A 17825-nucleotide genomic window follows, 5' to 3' on the forward strand; every position below is an offset into this window, starting at 1 on the left:
GCCCGGCGCAACAGCGTTCGCGCCGCCGCGCAACAGGGCGTCACCGATTCATCCGGACGAGATCAGCGGTTGACGTGGACCTGGCCGAACTCCACCCGCGGCGAGGCGCCGGCGAAGTTGCCGTTGACCTCGGCCTTCTCGGCGGCGTTCGGGTACGGGTTGGTGCAGGAGGTGCCCGCGCTCGCGCCGGACATCAGGTCCGTGCAGCGGCCGGTGCGCCGGTCGGGCAGGCCGAGGATGTGGCCGATCTCGTGGGTGGCGATGCGCAGCGCGTTGTGGCCCTGGGCGGTGGCCTGCCGGCCCATCCAGACGTAGCCTCGGCCCAGGCTGGTGGGCATGGCGCGGGGCCAGCCGTTGTCGGCGTAGACGATGAAGTGGGCGGGGGTGCCGGGTTCGAGCCGGACGTTGGTCACGCTGGAGTTCCAGATCTGCGCGGCCTGGTCGACCACGCCGCGGAACTCGGCGGCCCTGGACGCGTCGTACCGGAGCACGGTGACGGCCTGCGCGGGCGAGCTGACGAGCAGGACCGTGACGCCGAGGACGAGAGCGAACAGAGCGCGTAAGGCTCTTGACATGGAGCCTCCTCTGAGAGTTGGGGAGTGCTGTCACGGTATGCGGGGCACGCCGCGCGCGGGACGACGCAATTTGCCCCTATTACGGTGTTATGGCCGTGCGCGTGGGACGACCAGGCCCGACTCGTAGGCGGCCACCACGGCCTGGGTGCGGTCACGCAGGCCGAGCTTGCCGAGCACCCGGCTCACATGGGTCTTGACCGTCTCCTCGGTGATCGTCAGCCGGGAGGCGATCTCCGGATTGGACAGCCCCTCCGCGACCAGGCGCAGCACCTCGGTCTCCCGCGGGGTGAGCCCGGCCAGCGAGCCGACGGGCCGCTCGGGACGCTGGCGGGCGAACTCGTCGATGAGGCGGCGCGTCACGGCCGGGGCCAGCAGCGCCTCACCGGCCGCGACGACCCGGACCGCGTCGAACAGCCGCTCGGCGGTCACGTCCTTCAGCAGGAAGCCGCTGGCTCCCGCCCGCAGCGCGTCGTAGACGTACTCGTCCAGGTCGAACGTCGTCAGGATGAGCACGCGCGGCCCGCCCGGCCCGGCCAGGCGGCGGGTGGCCTCGATGCCGTCGGTGCCCGGCATGCGCACGTCCATGAGCACGACGTCGGCCGCGTGCTCGCGGCAGGCGCGCACCGCCTCGGCGCCGTCGGCGGCGGTGGCGACGACGGCGAAGTCGGGCTGGGTGCCGAGCAGCTCGGCGAACCCGGTGCGCACGACGAGGTGGTCGTCGGCGACGACGACGCGGATCATGCGGCGGCCCCCGGCAGCGTCGCCTCGACCATGAACCCGCCACCCGGCCCTGGCCCGGCCCGCAGCTCGCCGCCGACGGCGACCGCCCGCTCCCGCATCCCCGTCAGCCCGTGCCCGCCACCGAAAGAGCCGGGGCCGCCGGGGCCGTTGTCGCGGACGCGCACGCGCAGCAGGCCGCCGCCGTAGTGCAGCTCCACGTCGACGGCCGCGCCGGGCGCGTGCCTGCGCGCGTTGGTGAGCGCCTCCTGGACGATCCGGTACGCGGCGAGCTCCACCCCGGGGTCGAGCGGGACGGGCGGTCCGGTGAGGATGAGCCGGGTGGCGCTGCCGACGGCCTCGCGCGCCTCGTCGACCAGCGCGTTGAGCTCGCCGAGGCGCAGCCCCGGCTGAGGACGCCGCTCCCCCGGCTCGCCGCCGGCGTCCTCGCGCAGCACGCCGAGCAGTCGCCGCATCTCGGTGAGGGCGGCGCGGGCGGTGTCGCCGATGGCGGTCAGCCGTTCGGCGCCGGCGGCGGGCAGCCCGGGGGTGGTGAGGCGGGCGGTCTCGGCCTGGACGCTCACCATGGAGATGTGGTGGGCGACGACGTCGTGCAGCTCGCGGGCTATCCGGGCGCGCTCGCCGCGCGCGGTGTGCTCCAGCAGCGTGCCCGCCAGCTCCTCGTGCGCGGCGGTGACGCGCGCGGCATGCCGGACCGCCCCGGCCGCGAGCGTCGCCGGGACGAGCGCGGCCAGCGCGAGCGTGAGCGTCCCCGCGTACGTGCCCGTCCCGCCGCCCAGGTGGCCGGCCAGCGCCAGCAGCGGGAACGGCGCGCCGGCGAGCACGAGCGGCGCCCACGGCCGGTCCCGCGCGGGCCCGGCCCGGCCGAGCCGGTAGGCGGTGACGAGCTGGGCGGCGGCGCCCGCGATCGTGAGCGTCTGGAAGGCGGCCAGGGACACGACGGTGGCCGGGGTGACCAGCGCGGCGGCGGCCAGGGGGCGGCCCCGCAGCAGCCCGGCGGGCAGCGTGGTGGCGAGCGCCAGCAGCGCGTGACCGACGAACGCGAGCGGCCGCCCGCCCGGCCCCTGCCCGGCCGGCCCGGGCTCCCCTGGTGGCAGGCCCAGGGCCGGGACGCCCACCGGGTGGCCGGTCAGCGGCGCGTCACCGGCGTGCGCCAGCGACTCGGCGACCGCGAGCGCCACCACCAGTGACATCAGCAGCGCCGGCAGCAGCGCCTTCGACAGGGCTGTCGGCAGCCCTGTCGACAGCGCCGGCGCGTGCGGGCTCGCGGCGAGCAGCCGCCGCCACCGCTGCCGGACCTCCCCTGGTTTCACAGGTGCCCATTGTTCCCGCCCGCCGGCGTCCCGGCATCCCTCCCAGGAGGGATGCCGCGTCGCTCGCGCCCGTGACCTGCGAGATGGCTCCGCGCCGTGACGACCGGGCGGGGTGGCCGCCCCTAGGGTTCCCGGACATGGAGGCAACGATCGAAGTGGCCGGGCTGCGCAAGCGGTTCGGCGAGGTGCCGGCGCTGGACGGGATGTCGTTCACGGTGACGCCGGGGCGGGTCACCGGGTTCGTCGGGCCCAACGGCGCGGGCAAGTCCACCACGATGCGGGTGGTGCTCGGCCTGGACGCCGCCGACGCGGGCACGGCGCTGGTGGGCGGCCGGCCGTACCGGAGTCTGCGCACGCCGCTCGCGCACGTCGGCGCGCTGCTGGACGGGGCGGCGCCGCAGCCGAGCCGGACGGCGCGCAACCACCTGCTGTGGCTGGCTCACTCGCAGGGGTTCGCGGGGCGGCGGGTGGACGAGGTGCTGGAGCTGGCCGGGCTGGCGGCGGTGGCGCGGCGGCGGGCCGGCGGGTTCTCGCTGGGGATGCGGCAGCGCCTCGGCATCGCGGCGGCGCTGCTGGGGGACCCTCCGGTGCTCATGCTGGACGAGCCGTTCAACGGGCTGGACCCGGACGGGATCGTGTGGATGCGCGGCCTGCTGCGATCGCTGGCCGCCGAGGGGCGGGCGGTGCTGGTGTCGAGCCACCTGATGAGCGAGCTGGAGGACACGGCCGGCCATCTCGTGGTGGCGGGCCGGGGGCGGGTGGTGGCCGACACGAGCGTGGCGGACCTGATCGAGGCGGCTTCCGGCGGCCGAGTGACGCTGCGGACGCGGGCGCGGGCGGAGGCGATGGAGACGCTGGCGCGGGCGGGCGCGACGGTGGCCGCGACGGGCCGGGACGCGCTGACCGCCGGTGGGCTGGCGGCCGAGCGGGTGGTGGAGCTGCTGACCCGGGACGGGGTGCCCTTCGCCGAGGTGAGCGCGCATCGCGCCACGCTGGAGGAGGCGTACATGGACCTGACCCGCGACGCCGTGGAGTTCCGGGGGGCGGCGCGATGAGCGGGTTCCGGCGGCTGGTGCGCGCGGAGTGGACCAAGTTCAGGACCGTCCGCGGCTGGGTGCTGGGCCTGGTGGCGGCCGTGGCGCTGACCGCCGGGCTGGGGTTGCAGGCCGCGGCGGGCAGCCATGCGTCGTGCGGCATGGGCGCGGTCGAGGTGGTCTGTCCCGCGCCGCCGGTGGGGCCGGGCGGCGAGGCGGTGACCGACCGGTTCTTCTTCGTCCACCAGCGTCTCGACGGCGACGGCGCCATCACGGCCAGGGTCGCGTCGATGACCGGGCGGATCCGCAAGCCGGACGAGCGGCCGGGCGTCACCAACCTCGTGCCCGGCGTCGTCCCGTGGGCGAAGGCGGGCGTCATGGTCAAGGACGGCACCAGGCAGGGCGCCGCGTACGCCGCCGTCATGGTCACCGGCGGGCACGGGGTGCGCATGCAGCACGGCTTCACCGAGGACAGGGCCGGGACGGCGGCGTCCGCGCCGGTGTGGCTGCGGCTGGTGCGCTCGGGTGACGAGCTCACCGGGTTCGAGTCGCCGGACGGCCGGACGTGGGCCGAGGTGGGCACGGCCACGCTGACCGGGCTGCCGGAGTCGGTGCGCATCGGGCTGTTCGTCACCTCGCCGGGCGACCTGACGTTCTCGCAGGACGTGCTCGGCGGGACGGTCGCGGCGCAGCGCTTCACCGAGGCGACGGCCGCGTTCGACCAGGTCGGCGTGCGGGGGGCGGCGACCGGCGGGGCGTGGAGCCACGACGACGTCGGCGTCACCGTGGGGCCCGGCGGCGCGCCGCACCACCCGGGCCGGCACCTCCGCCAGGGGGACACGTTCACGGTGACGGGCACCGGCGACATCGCGCCGGCCGGCGACGAGGGCGGGATGCGGGCCGAGCAGACGCTGACCGGCCTGCTCGCCGGGCTGGTCGTGGTGGTCGTGGTGGCGGCCGGGTTCGTCACCGCCGAGTACCGCGGGGGGCTGATCCGCATCACGCTGGCCGCCGCGCCGGGGCGGGGGCGGGTGCTGGCGGCCAAGGCGGTCGTCGTCGGCACGGCCACGTTCGCCGCCGGGCTGGCCGCCGCCGCGGTCACGGTGCCGCTCGGCGTACACGTCCTGGAGGCGAACGGCAACCGGGTGCTGCCGGTGAGCCTGCTGACCGGGGCTCGGGTGGTGGTGGGCAGCGCGGCGCTGCTGGCGCTGGCCGCCGTGCTGGCGCTGGCGCTGGGGGCGCTGCTGCGGCGCGGGGTGCTGGCGGTCGCCGTGGCCGTGGCGGTGATCGTGCTGCCGTACTTCCTGGCGACGGTCTCGGTGCTGCCGCTGGAGGCGGCCCGCTGGCTGCTGCGGCTGACGCCGGCGGCCGGGTTCGCCGTCCAGCAGACGGTCACGGAGTATCCGCAGGTCGCCGGGCATTACGCGCCGGTGCTCGGCTACTATCCGCTGCCGCCGTGGGGCGGGCTCGCGGTGCTCGCCGCCTACGCGGCGCTCGCGCTGGGCCTGGCCGTGGCGGCGCTGCGCCGGAGGGACGCGTGAGCCGGCTCCTGCGCGCCGAGTGGACCAAGCTGCGCACGGCGCCGGGCACCGGGTGGCTGCTGGCGGCCGTCGTGCTGGTCACCGCCGGGGTGGGCGCCGCCGTGGCCGCCGCGTCGGCGGCCCCTCCGTACGACGTGGCCAGGACGGCGCTGGCCGGGGTCGTGGCCGGGCAGGCGGTCGTGGCGATCCTGGCGGTGGTGTCGGTGGGCGGCGAGTACGGCACCGGGATGATCCGCACGACGCTGACGGCGATGCCGCGCCGGGGCGGTGTGCTGGCGGCCAAGGCCGTGCTGCTCTGCGGGCTGACGCTGGCCGCCGGGAGCGTGGCGGTGCTCGGCTCGCTGGCCGCGGCGCGGCTGCTGCTGCCGGGCGGCGAGGCGCTGTCGCTCGCGGACGGGCCGGTGCTGCGGGCGGCGGCCGGGTCGGTGCTCTATCTGGCCCTGGCCGGGCTGCTGAGCCTGGGCGTGGCCGTCGCCGTGCGCGATCCGGCGGTCGCGGCCGGGACGGTGCTCGGGCTGCTCTACCTGCCGGCGCTGCTGACGTTCCTGGTGCGGGACGCCGGCTGGCAGCGGCTGCTCTACCGGGTGTCGCCGATGAACGCCGGGCTGACGGTGCAGGTCACCGAGCCGGCGGGGCTGCCGCTCGGCCCCTGGGAGGGGCTGGCGGTGCTCGCCGTCTGGGCGGCGGGCGCGCTCGGCGCCGGCGGGCTGCTGCTGCGGCGCAGGGACGCGTAGGGATCCTTTGACATGCAGCCGTCCGGCTGCTTATCCTCGAAAGGCAGCCAGATGGCTGCATGTAATGGGGAGTGCGGATGGACGAGGTGTTCCGGGCGCTGGCCGACCCGAGCCGCCGCAGGCTGCTCGACAGCCTCAACGCGCGCAACGGGCAGAGCCTGCGCGAGCTGTGCGCCGGGCTCGACATGGCCCGCCAGTCCGTCAGCAAGCACCTGGCCGTGCTGGAGGCCGCCCACCTGGTGACCACCATCCGGCGCGGCAGGGAGAAGCTGCACTACCTCGACGCCGCGCCGATCAACGCCATCGCCGAGCGGTGGATCGGCCGCTACGACCGGCAGCGCGCACAGGCGCTGCACGACCTGCGCACCACACTGGAGCAGAGCGCCATGAACGCCTTCGTCTACACCACCTACATCAGGACCACGCCCGAGCGCCTGTGGCAGGCGCTGACCGACCCCGCCTTCACCCGCCGCTACTGGGGCGTCTCCTTCGACACCGACTGGACGCCCGGCTCCCCCATGACCTGGGACGAGAACGGCCGCAGGACCGCGCACCCGGAGCAGGTCGTGCTGGAGTCCGAGCCCGGCCGCCGCCTGTCCTACACCTGGCACACCTTCACCCCGGAGTGGGCCGAGGCCGCCGGGGTGAGCCCCGAGACGCTCGCCCGGCTCACCGCGGAGGGCCGGACGAAGGTCACGTTCGACCTCGAACCGCACGGCGACACGGTCAAGCTGACCGTCGTGCACGACGGCTTCGACCCCGGCAGCACGCTGCGTGACATGGTCTCCGAGGGCTGGCCGGCCCTGCTGTCGAGCATGAAGACGCTGCTGGAGACCGGCGAGGCCCTGCCCGCCTGATCATGGTACGGTCGCACCATGCCCCGACAGGTGGACCATGACCTGCGCCGACGCCAGATCGCCGAGGCCGTGTGGCGGCTGGCCACCCGGGGCGGCCTGGAGGACGTCACGCTGAGGCAGGTCGCCACCGAGGCCGGGGTCTCGGCCAGGCTGCTGCAGTACTACTTCGGCACCCGCGACCAGCTCCTGCTCGGCGCCCTGGAGATCCTCAACGCCGACGCGGAGGAGCGGGCCCGGCGGCGGCTGGAGCTGCTCGGCGACGAGCCCGGCACGCGGGCGCTGGTGCGCGGCGTGCTCATGGAGCTGCTGCCGCTCGACGAGGAGCGCCGCAACCGGCACCTGGTGTACGTGGCGTACTTCGTCCGGTTCCTGGCCGATCCGGCGCTCGCCGCGGTGGCCCACGACGCCCCGCTCGCCCTGGAGGGCCTCGTCGCCGGGCTGCTGGCGCGCGGGCTGGAGAGCGGCGAGGTGCGCCCGGACGTCGACGTCGAGGCGGAGGCGGCGTTCCTGGTGGCGGGGGCCGAGGGCCTGATGTCGCGGGTGCTGCTCGGCCAGCGCACGCCGGAGGAGGCCGTCGCGCTCGTCGACCGGCAGCTTGGCCGGGTCTTCGCACCCGGCTAGCATCCCGGGCCATGATCAGACGATCAGGGATCGCCGTCACCGCCGTCACGCTCGTCGCCACGCTCCTCCCGGCCGCGCCCGCCGCGGCGGCGGAGCGCGGGTTCATGATCCGCAACGTCTCGTCGGGCGGGTGCCTGGGCGTCGGCAAGGACCGCACCGTGCGGAAGCTCGGCCACCTGCTGCACACCTGGTCCTGCGACCCGTACGCCAAGGCGCTGCGCTGGCGGCGCACGAAGCACGGCCAGTTCGTCAGCCTCGGCGCCTCCCGCGTCTGCGCCGACGCCCCGGCACGTGACGCCGTCCTGGCGCGCCGCTGCCAGGCCGGGAACAAACGGCAGCGCTTCACCGTCCGCCTGGTCCGGGAGCGGATGGGCGGCGACTGGCAGCTCCTGCGCTGGAAGCACCTGAAGGACCGGTGCCTGATGGAGGGACGCTCCGGGTTCACCCACGCCGTCTTCGCCGATCGCTGCAATTCCTCCAGCACCAACCAGCTGTGGGTGCTCGGCTCCTGAGTTATAGTCGGTATCGACTAGTCGAAACCGACTAACCGAGGGAGTTCCCGGATGCCGCGCAAGGTGGCCAACCCGCTGGCCCTGGCCGTGCTCGCCTACCTGACGGCCGAGCCGATGCACCCGTACGAGCTGGGACGCCGGCTCAAGGAGCACGGCAAGGACCGCAACATCAAGTACAACCGGGGCTCCCTCTACATGGTCGTGGAGCAGCTGCGCAAGGCCGGGTTCGTCGCCGAGCGGGAGACCGTGCGCGACACCCAGCGGCCCGAGCGCACCATCTACGGCATCACCCCCGAGGGCCGGGAGGAGCTGCACGCGTGGCTCGGCGAGCTGGTCGCCCAGCCACGCGAGGAGTATCCGCACTTCGGGGTCGCCCTGTCGCTGCTGTCGGTGCTCGACCCGGCCGAGGCCGCCGCCCTGCTCGGCCGCCGCCTGGCCACGCTGGACGAGCAGGTGGCCGAGGTCGAGGGCGTGCTCGCCGCCGCGGCCGGCGACGGCGTGCTGTGGGTGTTCCTGGCCGAGGAGCGCTACCGCCTGGCCCTGCTGGAGGCCGAACGGCGTTTCGTCACCGAGCTCGTCGCATCGCTCAGCGACCCGGCCTACGTCCGGGCCTGGCAGGAGTTCAAGGAGGCGCGGACATGACCGTCAGGACGGCGATCGTGATCGGCGGCGGCGTCGCCGGGCCCGTCGCGGCGATCGCGCTGCGCAGGGCCGGCATCGACGCGGCCGTGTACGAGGCCTATCCCACCACGGCCGACGGGGTGGGCGGCTCGCTGGCCATCGCGCCGAACGGCCTGGCCGCGCTGCGCGCCGTCGGCGCCGAGGACGCGGTCCTCACCGTCTCCCGGCCGATGCCGGGCATGATCATGGCCTTCGGGCGCCGCCGGATGGAGATCCCCGCGCTGCCCGGCGTGCCCTCCTTACGCCTGCTGTGGCGCGCCGACCTGCACCGGGCGCTGCACGAGCGGGCGAAGGCCGAGGGCGTGCGGATCGAGCACGGCCGCCGCCTGGTGTCCGTGGACGAGCCCGGCACCGGCGTCGTGGCCCGCTTCGCCGACGGCTCCACGGCGAGCGCCGACATCCTCGTCGGGGCCGACGGCGTCAACTCCACCGTCCGCACGCTGATCGACCCGGCCGCGCCCGGCCCCCTCCACACCGGCCTGCTCGGATTCGAGTCGATCGCCGACGTGGAGGTGCCCGAGGACCCCGGCACCATCGTCTACGCCTTCGGCAGGCGCGGCTTCTACCTCTACCGGCGCCACCCCGGCGGCGGCACCGAGTGGGGCGCCAACCTGCCCCAGGACCGGCCGTGGAGCCCGGCCGAGGCCCGCGCCGTCCCCGCCGCCGAGTGGCTGCGCGTCCTGGCCGAGGTCCACGCGGGCGACGACCCCGGCGCCGAGCTGATCCGCGCCACCAGCCCCGACCGGCTCCAGGTCCTCGGCTCGCTGAAGATCATGCCGAGCCTGCCGCGCTGGCACCGCGGCCGGATGGCGCTGGTCGGCGACGCCGCGCACGCGCCGTCCAACAGCTCCGGCCAGGGCGCCTCGCTCGCCGTCGAGAGCGCCGTGCAGCTCGCCCGCTGCCTGCGCGACCTGCCCGGCCCCGGGCCCGCGTTCGAGGCGTACGAGCGGCTGCGCCGCCCCCGCGTCGAGCGGGTCGCGGCGCGCGCCTCGCGCATCAACCACGCCAAGGCTCCCGGGCCGGTGGCGCGGGCGCTGATGCCGATCCTGATGCCGCTCGCGATGCGCACCGTCATGGCGCCCGAGCGCGCCGTCGGCCCCGAGCAGCGGTACGTGATCGACTGGGCCGAGCCGGTCCGTCAGGCCCAGCCGTAGACGGACCTGACGGCCGCGGCGATCTCGTTCACCAGGCCGGACTGGTTGCCGTTCACCAGGATCGCGTAACCCGCGCCGAGCTCCGGATAGCCCCTGAACACGGACTTGAACCCGTAGTTGGAGCCGTCGTGGGTGTAGGAGAAGTCGCGCGTCCCCCGGTTGGCGAGGAACAGGCCGCGTCCCATGTCCGGCTGCGGGCCGGGCGTGAGCAGCGTGCGCGCGGAGGCCCTGGTGAGCGGGCCGGCGATGTCGCCCGTGGCGCTCCACGCCCGGTTGAGCCACGCCATCAGGCGGCCCAGGTCCAGGACGGAGGTGTAGAGCCCGGCGGCGGCCGACTCCGGGTAGCGGTTGCGCCTGCCGGGGATCACCGCACCCGTCGAGGTGTGCCCGGAGGCCAGCTCGAAGGCGGGCGACAGCGCGTACGAGCTGGTCTTCATGCCGAGCGGGCCGAACACCTCGCGCGTCATGTACGCGTCCAGCGACAGGCCGGTCTTCTCCTCGATCATCCGCTGGAGCAGCACGAACCCGGCGCCCGAATAGTGGTATTCGGCGCCCGGCTCGGTGGTGAGCTCGATCCTGGGCGAGTTGCCCTCGCCGTTCATGACCTGCAGCAGCGAGGGCACGCTCACGCCCGGCCCGTAGCCGGCGAAGCCGCCGCCCCCGGCCGCGAAGCCCGAGCACGCCTCGGCGGGCGAGGTGGAGCCGCGCCCGATGACGCCGCCCCGGTGGGTGAGCAGGCGGTCGATCGTCGGCGCCGGGCCCTCCGGCACGCACGCGCGACGCGGCAGCGTCCAGCCCAGATGCGGCCGCACGTCGCCCGACAGCGGCAGGCCGAGCGTCTGGGACAGCCGCAGCACGCCGACCGAGGCGACGGCCTTGCTGATGGAGGCCGCCTGGAAGCCCGACTCCGGGTGCGTGGCCGCGCCGCCGCCCGCCTCCAGCCACCCGTAGCCGGTGGACCAGGCGACCCGGTTGCCGATCACCACCGCGATCGCCACGCCGGGCGTGCCGTAGTCGCGCATCCGCTGCCAGATGGTGGCGCCGCGCACCGAGTTCTCCACCTTGCGCACCGGGTCGGCGGGCAGCGCGGGGGCCTGGCCGCGCGAGCACAGCGACCAGCCGTCGCCGACCGGTGAGAAGGCTATGTTGTGCACCTCCCAGCCGCCGGCGGCCAGGTCGTTCATCTCCTTGAAGCACTCGTCGTCGATGCCGCGCACGTGGAACTCGTCCTGCGCGACGACCGCCCACCCGCCGGTGTACGGGAACGCCACCCGGGTGATCCGCCGGCCGCCCTGGGTCAGGTTGCGCATCATCTGATAGCACTCGTCGTCGATGCCGCGCGAGAAGGTGTCCTTGGTGCCGACCACCACCCACCGGTTGCCTCCGGCGGGCGGGAAGGCGACGTGCACGACCTGCTGACCGGCCTTGTAGTAGGCGAGGACGCGCTGGTAGCACTCCTCGGGCACGTTGCGCGCGGTCACGCCGGTGTCGGTGGTGATCAGCCACCGGTTGCCGCCCTCGGGCGGGAAGGCCACGCAGTGCACCTTCCTGCCCGCCGCGAGCAGCTTCTTGAGCTCGGCGAAACACTCCGACGGCACCCCGGCCGCGGCGTAGCGGCCGTCGCGGGTGACCATGACCCAGCCGTTGGACGGGGTGAACGCGAAGGTGGCGATGCCGTAGCGGGCCAGCTCGCCCATCTTGGTGTGCGCGGCGTCGGGGATGCGCCGGTTGAAGTACGGGTACGCGGCGGCGGCGTGCGCCGGCCGGGCGAGCCCCACGGCGGCGGCCCCGGCGGCGCCGGTCAGCGTGAGAAAGCGTCTGCGGTCCATGCCAGCTCCTCAAGTCGTGCGCAAGAAAGGGATCAATCTTGCCCTACTCGGGGGCCCGGCCGTGATCTCACTCGGGGAGCAGGTGCGCGAGCAGCAGCTTGACGAACAGCACCGGCGCGAACCAGGCCAGCGCGACCGGCATGGCGGCGCAGGAGACCGCGATGGCCAGGACCGTGGCCGCGTACGCCACCGGCCGCCGCAGGTCCGCCGGGACGGCCAGCGCGGCGACCGCCCCGGCCAGGGCCAGGCCGTACACCAGCGCCGCCGCGCCCCAGCCGACGCCGGGCACGGTCAGCGCGAGCAGGAACGGCTGCCCGTGCAGGGCGACGAACGCCAGGTGGTGACGCCGGGTGCGGCCGGGGCCGTGGAAGCGGCGTTTGGCTGCGGCGGTCGCGTTGACCGTCGCGCCGCCGAACAGGTCGAAGGCCAGCACGGCGATCACCACGACGGCGAGCGCGGGCAGCCCGCCGGCCTGCCACACCGCGACGAGCGTGCCGGTGAGCGCGGCGGTGTAGGCGAGCAGCGACTCGGCGCCGGTGGCGCCCGGCGCGACGAGCAGGCCGTTGACGCGGCTGCCGAGGCCGCGCGGCTCCCCCGCGGTCATGCGCGCAGCCCGTCGAGGCACACGGCGACGACCGGGCCGGCCAGGTCGCCGATCGGCAGGCGCGGGTCGATGATCCACTGGAGCAGGCAGCCCTCGACGGCGCCGACGACGACCGTGGCCTCCCTCTCCCCCGTGCCGGGCCGTACCAGCCCCTGCCCGGCCGCCTCCGCGAGCAGGCCGGCGACGGCGGCGCGGTAGTCGTCGTAGAGCCCGGCCATGTCCAGCGGGGCGGCGGGGTCGCCACGGCCGAGCGCCCACAGGTCGAGCAGCACCCGGCTCAGCTCCGGCTCGCGGGAGGCCACCTCGACGACCGAGCGCACCAGGGCGGCGAGCCGGTCGAGGGGGTCGCCGCCGCCCTCGCGGGCCTGGCGCAGGATGTCCTGCCAGGCGGTGTCCAGGGCCGCGAAGGCGGCTTCGAGGATCGCCTCCCGGCTGTCGAAGGACAGGTAGACGCTGCCCTTGGCGATGCCGGCCTCGGCGGCGACGTCCTCGATGCGGGTCGCGGCGAAGCCCTTGCGGGCGAAGACCCGGACGGCGGCGGCGAGGATCTCCTCGCGGCGCGCGTCATGGTCGACTCTCTTCGGTGCCATGCCGCCCAGCTTATTATGAATGACTGGTCAGTCAAGTTCGTGGAGGACGACGGGCACGGCCTTCGGCCCGAGGTCGGGGCCCGTCTCGATCCACTCGATCGCCTCCACCGGCCCGTCCAGGCGCAGGCCGGGCCGCTGCCGGGCGAGCGCGTCCAGGGCGGCGGCGACCTGGGCGCGGGCCGGGACCGCGCCCAGGCAATAGTGCGCGCCGTGGCCGAACACCAGCAGCGGGCTCGACCGCCTGCCCGGCAGGAACCGGTCCGGGTCCGGGAAGTGCGCCGGATCCCGGTGCGCGGCCTCCAGCCGGACGAGCACCAGGTCACCGGCCGCGATCCGGGTCCCGGCCAGCGTGACGTCCTCGTGGGCGTAGCGGGGGAACGGCTCACCGGTCAGCCCCGACTGCATCCGCAGCACCTCGTCCACGACCGCGTCCGGCGCCCCGGCGGGTCCGGCGGCGTCGGCGACGCGGTCCTCGGCGAGAAGGCGCAGCGCGGCGACGGCGATCGCGTTGCGGGCCGACACGTAGCCGCCCGACACGATCGTGGTGACCATCGCGACCAGCTCGGCGTCCCCCAGCCGCCCGTCGTCGGCGTCCCGCACGCCGACGAGCGTGCTGAGCAGGTCGTCGCCGGGGTCACGCCGCCGCGCCTCGACCAGCTCGGCCGCGTACGCCCCCAGCGCCTCCCACGCCCGCGCCGCCGCGGCCACCTCCTCCTCCCCGCCGAAGAAGAAGTCGGCCTCGCCCGCCGCGTCGGCCAGCGCGCGGAAGCGGTCCCGCTCGGCGGCGCGCACGCCCAGCAGCTCGCCAATGACGCCGATCGACAGCGGCGTGGCCAGGTCCTCGACCAGGTCGGCGCGCGGGCCGGTCATCGCCGCCACGAGCTCCCCGGCCAGCTTCCCGACCCGGGGCCGCAGGGCGGTGAGCGTGCGGGGGGCGAACGCCTTCGCCACCAGGCGGCGCAGCCGGGCGTGCGCCTCGCCGTCCTGGAACAGCGTGTCGTTGCCCGGCTGCGCCTCACCGGCCGGCGCGAGCCCGAACCGGCGGTCGCTCAGCACCGCCGCCGCCGCGTCGTACGAGGTGACGAGCCAGGCGGGCCGGCCGTCGGGGGCGAGCACGGGCGCGACGGGCGCCTCGGCCCGCAGCCGCGCGTACTCGGGCGGCGGCGCCAGCGGACGGGGCCGTTCGAACGGCAGGGTCGGTCGCATGCGAAGTCACTCCTCGTGATGGTTGCGCGGGGGTCGGCATCAGTGAACTCGTTGACGCAGCGTCAAGGTCAACCCGCCGCGAACCGGGCGGCTCCCGGTGTGCGATAGAGGGGGTGTGAGAGCGTTCCCCTTCCGGCGGCGCGAGCCCCCGCCCGGCGTCGGCGCCGACAGCTCCGACGCTGAGCTGCTCGCGGCCGTCGCCGCGCGCAGCACGCCCGCGCTGCGCATCCTCCACCAGCGGCACGCGCCCTGGCTGCGCGCCCGGCTGGCCGGCCGCTGCCCCGACCCGGACGTGGTCGACGACGCGCTCCAGGAGACGTTCCTGGCCGTGTGGCGGTCGGCGGGCCGGTTCGACGGCGGCAACGCGGCGGGCTGGCTGTGGACGATCGCGATCCGCCGGCTCGTCTCGGCGCTGCGCGGGCGCGGCTCGCGCTGGATCGGCACCGGCGAGAACGAGACGGCGCACGCGCCGGTGTCGGCGTCCGCCGAGGACGTCGTCCTGCTCGGCGTCGAGCACGGCGACCTCGGCGGGGCGCTGACGCGACTCCCCCAGGAGCTGCGCGCGGTGATCGAGGCGACCGTGCTCGACGGCCTCACGACCAGGGAGGCCGCGCACCTGCTCGGCATCCCGGAGGGCACGGTCAAGTCCCGCGCGATGCGCGCCCGGGCCCGGCTACGCGAGGAACTGTCATGACCACCAGCTGGCACATCTCCGACGAACTACGCGACCGCTATCTCGCCGGTACGCTCGCCGCGCCCCTGGCCACCTCGGTGGACGCCCACCTCGGCGGCTGCGCCGAGTGCCGGGCGGCGGTGCCGTACGAGAGCGCCTGGCTGGAGGCGTCCTGGGGGCGCATCGAGACCGAGCTGATCAGGCCGCGCCCCGGCTGGGGCGAGCGCCTGCTGCGGCTCGGCGGCGTGCCCGGCCACCTGGCCAGGCTGCTGTCGGCGACGCCGACGATGAGCCGGGCCTGGGTGGCGGCGGTGGTGGCCGCGCTGGCGTTCGGCGTGCTGGCGGCGCGGCATCAGGCCGAGCTGCTGCCCGCGTTCCTCACCCTGGCGCCGGTGCTGCCGCTGACCGGGATCGCGCTCGCCTACGGGCCGCGCGCCGACCCGGCGCACGAGCTGCTGGCCGCCACTCCGCTGGCCGGGCCGAGGCTGCTCCTGACCCGCGCCACGGCGGTGCTCGCCGTCGCCACCCCGCTGGCGCTCGTCGCCTCACCGCTGCTGCCCGCGCCGCCCGGCCTGAGCGCCGCCTGGCTGCTGCCGTCGCTGGCCGCCGCCTCGGCCTGCCTGGCCCTGTCGCACCGCCTGCCCGTGCCCGTCTCCGCGCTCGCCGTGGGCGCGCTGTGGCTGGCCGTCGTCGGCGCGGGCCACCTCACCGGCGGCTGGCTGACCGCCTTCGGGCCCGCCGCGCAGGTCGCGTACGGGCTGATCGCCCTGTCCCTGTCCTTCCGCCTCTACCGGATGAGCATCAGATGATCACTGTGACGAACCTCACCAAACGATACGGCGGGCGGTACGCGCTCGCCGGGCTCGACCTGACCGTCGGCACCGGCGTGACCGGGCTGCTCGGCCCGAACGGCGCCGGCAAGACCACGCTGCTCCGCTGCCTGGCCACCACGCTCGCGCCCGACGGCGGGTCCGTCGACGCGTTCGGCCTCGACCCGGCCGACCCCGTCCAGCGGACCGCGCTGCGGCGCAGGCTCGGCTACCTGCCGCAGGACCCCGGCTTCTACCCGCACTTCACCGCGTTCGACCTGGTCGACTACGTGGCGATCCTCAAGGAGCTGACCGACCGCGAACAGCGGCACGCCGAGGTGCGGCGCGTCCTGGCCGAGGTGGACCTGACCGGACAGGCCAGTACGAAGGTCCGCAAACTTTCGGGCGGGATGCGGCAGCGGCTCGCGCTGGCCCAGGCGCTGCTCGGCGAACCCGACCTGCTCATCCTCGACGAGCCGACCGTGGGGCTGGACCCGGCGCAGCGGATGCTGTTCAGGACCCTGATCTCGCGGATGGGCGAGAGCCGCGCCGTCGTGCTGTCCACGCACCAGACGGAGGACGTCGCGGCGCTGTGCGAACGCGTGATCGTCATGCGCGAGGGCCGCGCCGTCTTCGACGGGACACCCGGGCAGCTCGCCGAGGTCGCCGCCGGGCAGGTGTGGCTGTCGGACACCGCGCCGCCGGCGTCACGGGTGTTCTGGCGCACCGCCGACGGCCGCTACCGCACCCTCGGCGAACGGCCCCCGGCCGGCCACGGGACGGCGCCCGGCGTCGAGGACGGCTACCTCACGCTGCTCGGGGAGGCGGCGTGACGCGGCGGCTGTTCCTGTTCGAGGCGCGCAGGCTGGCCCGGCATCCGCTGGTGTGGGGCGCCGCCGCGCTGGTGCTGGCCCTGCAGACCTTCCTCAGCCGGGGCCAGCAGCCCCACTGGGGCGTCGACCCGGTCCACGCGACCGGGCTGTCCACCTGCCTGGCCGCGATGGTGCTCGTCGTCACCTCGCTGGCCGTCTCACGCGACGAGCGCCACGGCATGCCCGAGACGCTCGCCGGCCTGCCGGGCCGGGCCGGGCACCGGACCCGGGCGATCCTGCTGGCCGCGCCCCTCGTCGCCGGCCTCGCCACGGCGGCGGCCATGGGCGGCTACCTCGCCATCCGGCTCGCCACCGGGCCCGCCGCCGGGCGGCTCGACCTGTGGGAGCCGCTGACCGCCGTCGCCGTCGCGATGCTCGCCGCCACCCTCGGCGCGGCCGTCGGACGGTGGGCGCGCCGGCTCATCGCCGGGCCGATGGTGGCCGCCGTCCTCGGCTACCTGATCTACACGAACCCGCAGAACGACCTCCTCGGCTGGTGGCTGCCGGTCATGCAGGACCACCGCGCCGACTGGCCCGACCGGCCGTCGGGCATCCACCTGCTGTACGTGCTCGCGCTCGCCGCGGCCTTCGCCGGGGTGGCGCTGCTGAGGCACCGGCCCCGGCTGCTGCCCGCCGTCGCGGTCGTGGCGGCGCTGGCGGTCGCGGCGCCCGCGGGGGCCGTCGCGGCGGCCTCACCCCCGGTCCGCCTCCCCGGCGGCGGCCTCCTGGGCCCGGACACCGTGGACCGGCGCGTGTTCGACCGCTTCTTCGGGCCAGGCGCGCACCGCTGCTCCCTGCGCAACGGGGTGACGTACTGCGCGTACCCGGGGTACGAGCCGTGGATCCCGCTGTGGGAGCAGGCCGTCGGCCCGGCAGCCGCGGTCCTGCCCGCCCCGGTACGGAGCCGGCTGCCGCGGGTCGAGCAGACGGCGCTGAGCTGGTACTACGGGCACGACGGGGCCTCACCCCTGCAGGCCCCGATGACCTGGGGCCACCCGGACCAGCGCACCATGCTGGCCCAGGGGGTGGGACTATGGGCCACCGGGCTCCGCGACTCACTCACCAAGGCCGCAGCCGACGCACCGGCCGAGACCCCGGACGGGACCCGAGGCAGCACAACGGACGGGACCCCTGCCGGGGCTCAGGGCCAGACGCCGTGTGACGCCCGTGGTCAGGCCCGCATGATGCTCGCCCTCTGGATCGCCGGCCAGTCGTCGCCGCCCGAGCCACCCCGCATGCTCCACGCCGACGTCAACATGGGGCGCCAGGCGATGCTCGCGTGGGGGCCCGCCGAGGTCGCCTACGCCAAGCTCATGCTCGCCACGCCCGGCATCACCGCCAAGGTGCACACCCACTGGGACACCCTCACCGCCCCGGGCACCACCATCGCCCAGGCCCTCCCCTTGCTCGGCCTGCCCCGCACGCACGACGCCCCTCCCCCGCCCACCCCCTGCCCGTGACCCGCTTCCCCTCCCCCGGAGA

General features: G+C 75.6%; 19 protein-coding genes. 12 read left to right on the forward strand and 7 right to left on the reverse strand.

Annotated elements, in window-relative coordinates; all coding sequences use genetic code 11:
• Positions 1–62: 62 nt before the first annotated feature.
• The 3 genes from ACWDXC_RS19660 to ACWDXC_RS19670 form a co-directional block, all read right to left on the reverse strand.
• The gene (locus tag ACWDXC_RS19660) at positions 63–575 is read right to left on the reverse strand and encodes a snapalysin family zinc-dependent metalloprotease (RefSeq protein ID WP_219517596.1); all 513 of its coding nucleotides are present in this window, start codon (positions 573–575) and stop codon (positions 63–65) included.
• Between the two features lie 87 nt (positions 576–662).
• Positions 663–1316 (reverse strand): response regulator, encoded by a 654-nt coding sequence (locus ACWDXC_RS19665; RefSeq protein WP_449983782.1) that lies wholly within the window; start codon positions 1314–1316, stop codon positions 663–665.
• Positions 1313–2626 (reverse strand): sensor histidine kinase, encoded by a 1314-nt coding sequence (locus ACWDXC_RS19670; RefSeq protein WP_449983784.1) that lies wholly within the window; start codon positions 2624–2626, stop codon positions 1313–1315. Before ACWDXC_RS19670 ends, ACWDXC_RS19665 begins: the two co-directional genes overlap by 4 nt.
• Positions 2627–2763: 137 nt before the next feature.
• Here ACWDXC_RS19670 and ACWDXC_RS19675 point away from each other — a divergent pair, with 137 nt between their 5' ends.
• The 8 genes from ACWDXC_RS19675 to ACWDXC_RS19710 all read left to right on the forward strand — a co-directional run bounded on the left by ACWDXC_RS19675 (position 2764) and on the right by ACWDXC_RS19710 (position 9760).
• Entirely contained in the window at positions 2764–3681 is a 918-nt protein-coding gene (locus ACWDXC_RS19675) for an ATP-binding cassette domain-containing protein (RefSeq protein WP_449983787.1), read from the forward strand.
• Entirely contained in the window at positions 3678–5201 is a 1524-nt protein-coding gene (locus tag ACWDXC_RS19680; RefSeq protein WP_449983790.1) for a hypothetical protein, read from the forward strand. Before ACWDXC_RS19675 ends, ACWDXC_RS19680 begins: the two co-directional genes overlap by 4 nt.
• Positions 5198–5935, forward strand: coding sequence for an ABC transporter permease (locus ACWDXC_RS19685; protein WP_449983792.1), 738 nt, complete (start codon positions 5198–5200; stop codon positions 5933–5935). Before ACWDXC_RS19680 ends, ACWDXC_RS19685 begins: the two co-directional genes overlap by 4 nt.
• A gap of 77 nt (positions 5936–6012) precedes the next feature.
• Positions 6013–6792 carry an ArsR/SmtB family transcription factor gene (locus ACWDXC_RS19690; protein WP_449983795.1) on the forward strand — a complete coding sequence of 260 codons (780 nt, stop codon included), beginning with the start codon at positions 6013–6015 and terminating at the stop codon, positions 6790–6792.
• A gap of 18 nt (positions 6793–6810) precedes the next feature.
• Entirely contained in the window at positions 6811–7413 is a 603-nt protein-coding gene (locus tag ACWDXC_RS19695) for a TetR/AcrR family transcriptional regulator (RefSeq protein WP_449983798.1), read from the forward strand.
• A gap of 11 nt (positions 7414–7424) precedes the next feature.
• Positions 7425–7925: a ricin-type beta-trefoil lectin domain protein gene (locus ACWDXC_RS19700; protein ID WP_449983801.1), complete on the forward strand. Its 501-nt coding sequence runs from the start codon at positions 7425–7427 to the stop codon at positions 7923–7925.
• Between the two features lie 51 nt (positions 7926–7976).
• On the forward strand, positions 7977–8567 hold the full coding sequence (locus ACWDXC_RS19705; RefSeq protein ID WP_449983804.1) for a PadR family transcriptional regulator: 591 nt from the start codon (positions 7977–7979) through the stop codon (positions 8565–8567).
• On the forward strand, positions 8564–9760 hold the full coding sequence (locus ACWDXC_RS19710; RefSeq protein WP_449983806.1) for an FAD-dependent oxidoreductase: 1197 nt from the start codon (positions 8564–8566) through the stop codon (positions 9758–9760). Before ACWDXC_RS19705 ends, ACWDXC_RS19710 begins: the two co-directional genes overlap by 4 nt.
• Here the strand turns inward: ACWDXC_RS19710 and ACWDXC_RS19715 are convergent.
• The 4 genes from ACWDXC_RS19715 to ACWDXC_RS19730 all read right to left on the reverse strand — a co-directional run bounded on the left by ACWDXC_RS19715 (position 9745) and on the right by ACWDXC_RS19730 (position 13989).
• Positions 9745–11589, reverse strand: a complete 1845-nt coding sequence (locus ACWDXC_RS19715) for a serine hydrolase (protein WP_449983808.1) — start codon at positions 11587–11589, stop codon at positions 9745–9747. The genes ACWDXC_RS19710 and ACWDXC_RS19715 overlap by 16 nt on opposite strands.
• A gap of 67 nt (positions 11590–11656) precedes the next feature.
• Complete coding sequence (locus ACWDXC_RS19720) at positions 11657–12193, reverse strand: hypothetical protein (RefSeq protein ID WP_449983810.1); 537 nt, start codon at positions 12191–12193, stop codon at positions 11657–11659.
• Positions 12190–12783, reverse strand: coding sequence for a TetR/AcrR family transcriptional regulator (locus tag ACWDXC_RS19725; RefSeq protein ID WP_449983812.1), 594 nt, complete (start codon positions 12781–12783; stop codon positions 12190–12192). Before ACWDXC_RS19725 ends, ACWDXC_RS19720 begins: the two co-directional genes overlap by 4 nt.
• A 27-nt stretch (positions 12784–12810) precedes the next feature.
• Positions 12811–13989: a cytochrome P450 gene (locus ACWDXC_RS19730; protein WP_449983815.1), complete on the reverse strand. Its 1179-nt coding sequence runs from the start codon at positions 13987–13989 to the stop codon at positions 12811–12813.
• A gap of 115 nt (positions 13990–14104) precedes the next feature.
• Here ACWDXC_RS19730 and ACWDXC_RS19735 point away from each other — a divergent pair, with 115 nt between their 5' ends.
• From ACWDXC_RS19735 to ACWDXC_RS19750, 4 genes are read left to right on the forward strand one after another with little or no spacing between them, the layout of a single operon-like run.
• Complete coding sequence (locus ACWDXC_RS19735; RefSeq protein ID WP_449983817.1) at positions 14105–14683, forward strand: RNA polymerase sigma factor; 579 nt, start codon at positions 14105–14107, stop codon at positions 14681–14683.
• Positions 14680–15471: a zf-HC2 domain-containing protein gene (locus tag ACWDXC_RS19740; protein WP_449983819.1), complete on the forward strand. Its 792-nt coding sequence runs from the start codon at positions 14680–14682 to the stop codon at positions 15469–15471. The genes ACWDXC_RS19735 and ACWDXC_RS19740 overlap by 4 nt, the downstream gene beginning before the upstream one ends.
• On the forward strand, positions 15468–16304 hold the full coding sequence (locus ACWDXC_RS19745; protein ID WP_449983821.1) for an ABC transporter ATP-binding protein: 837 nt from the start codon (positions 15468–15470) through the stop codon (positions 16302–16304). The genes ACWDXC_RS19740 and ACWDXC_RS19745 overlap by 4 nt, the downstream gene beginning before the upstream one ends.
• On the forward strand, positions 16301–17803 hold the full coding sequence (locus ACWDXC_RS19750; RefSeq protein ID WP_449983824.1) for a hypothetical protein: 1503 nt from the start codon (positions 16301–16303) through the stop codon (positions 17801–17803). Before ACWDXC_RS19745 ends, ACWDXC_RS19750 begins: the two co-directional genes overlap by 4 nt.
• Positions 17804–17825: the final 22 nt, after the last annotated feature.

This window comes from Nonomuraea sp. NPDC003214, assembly GCF_053590035.1.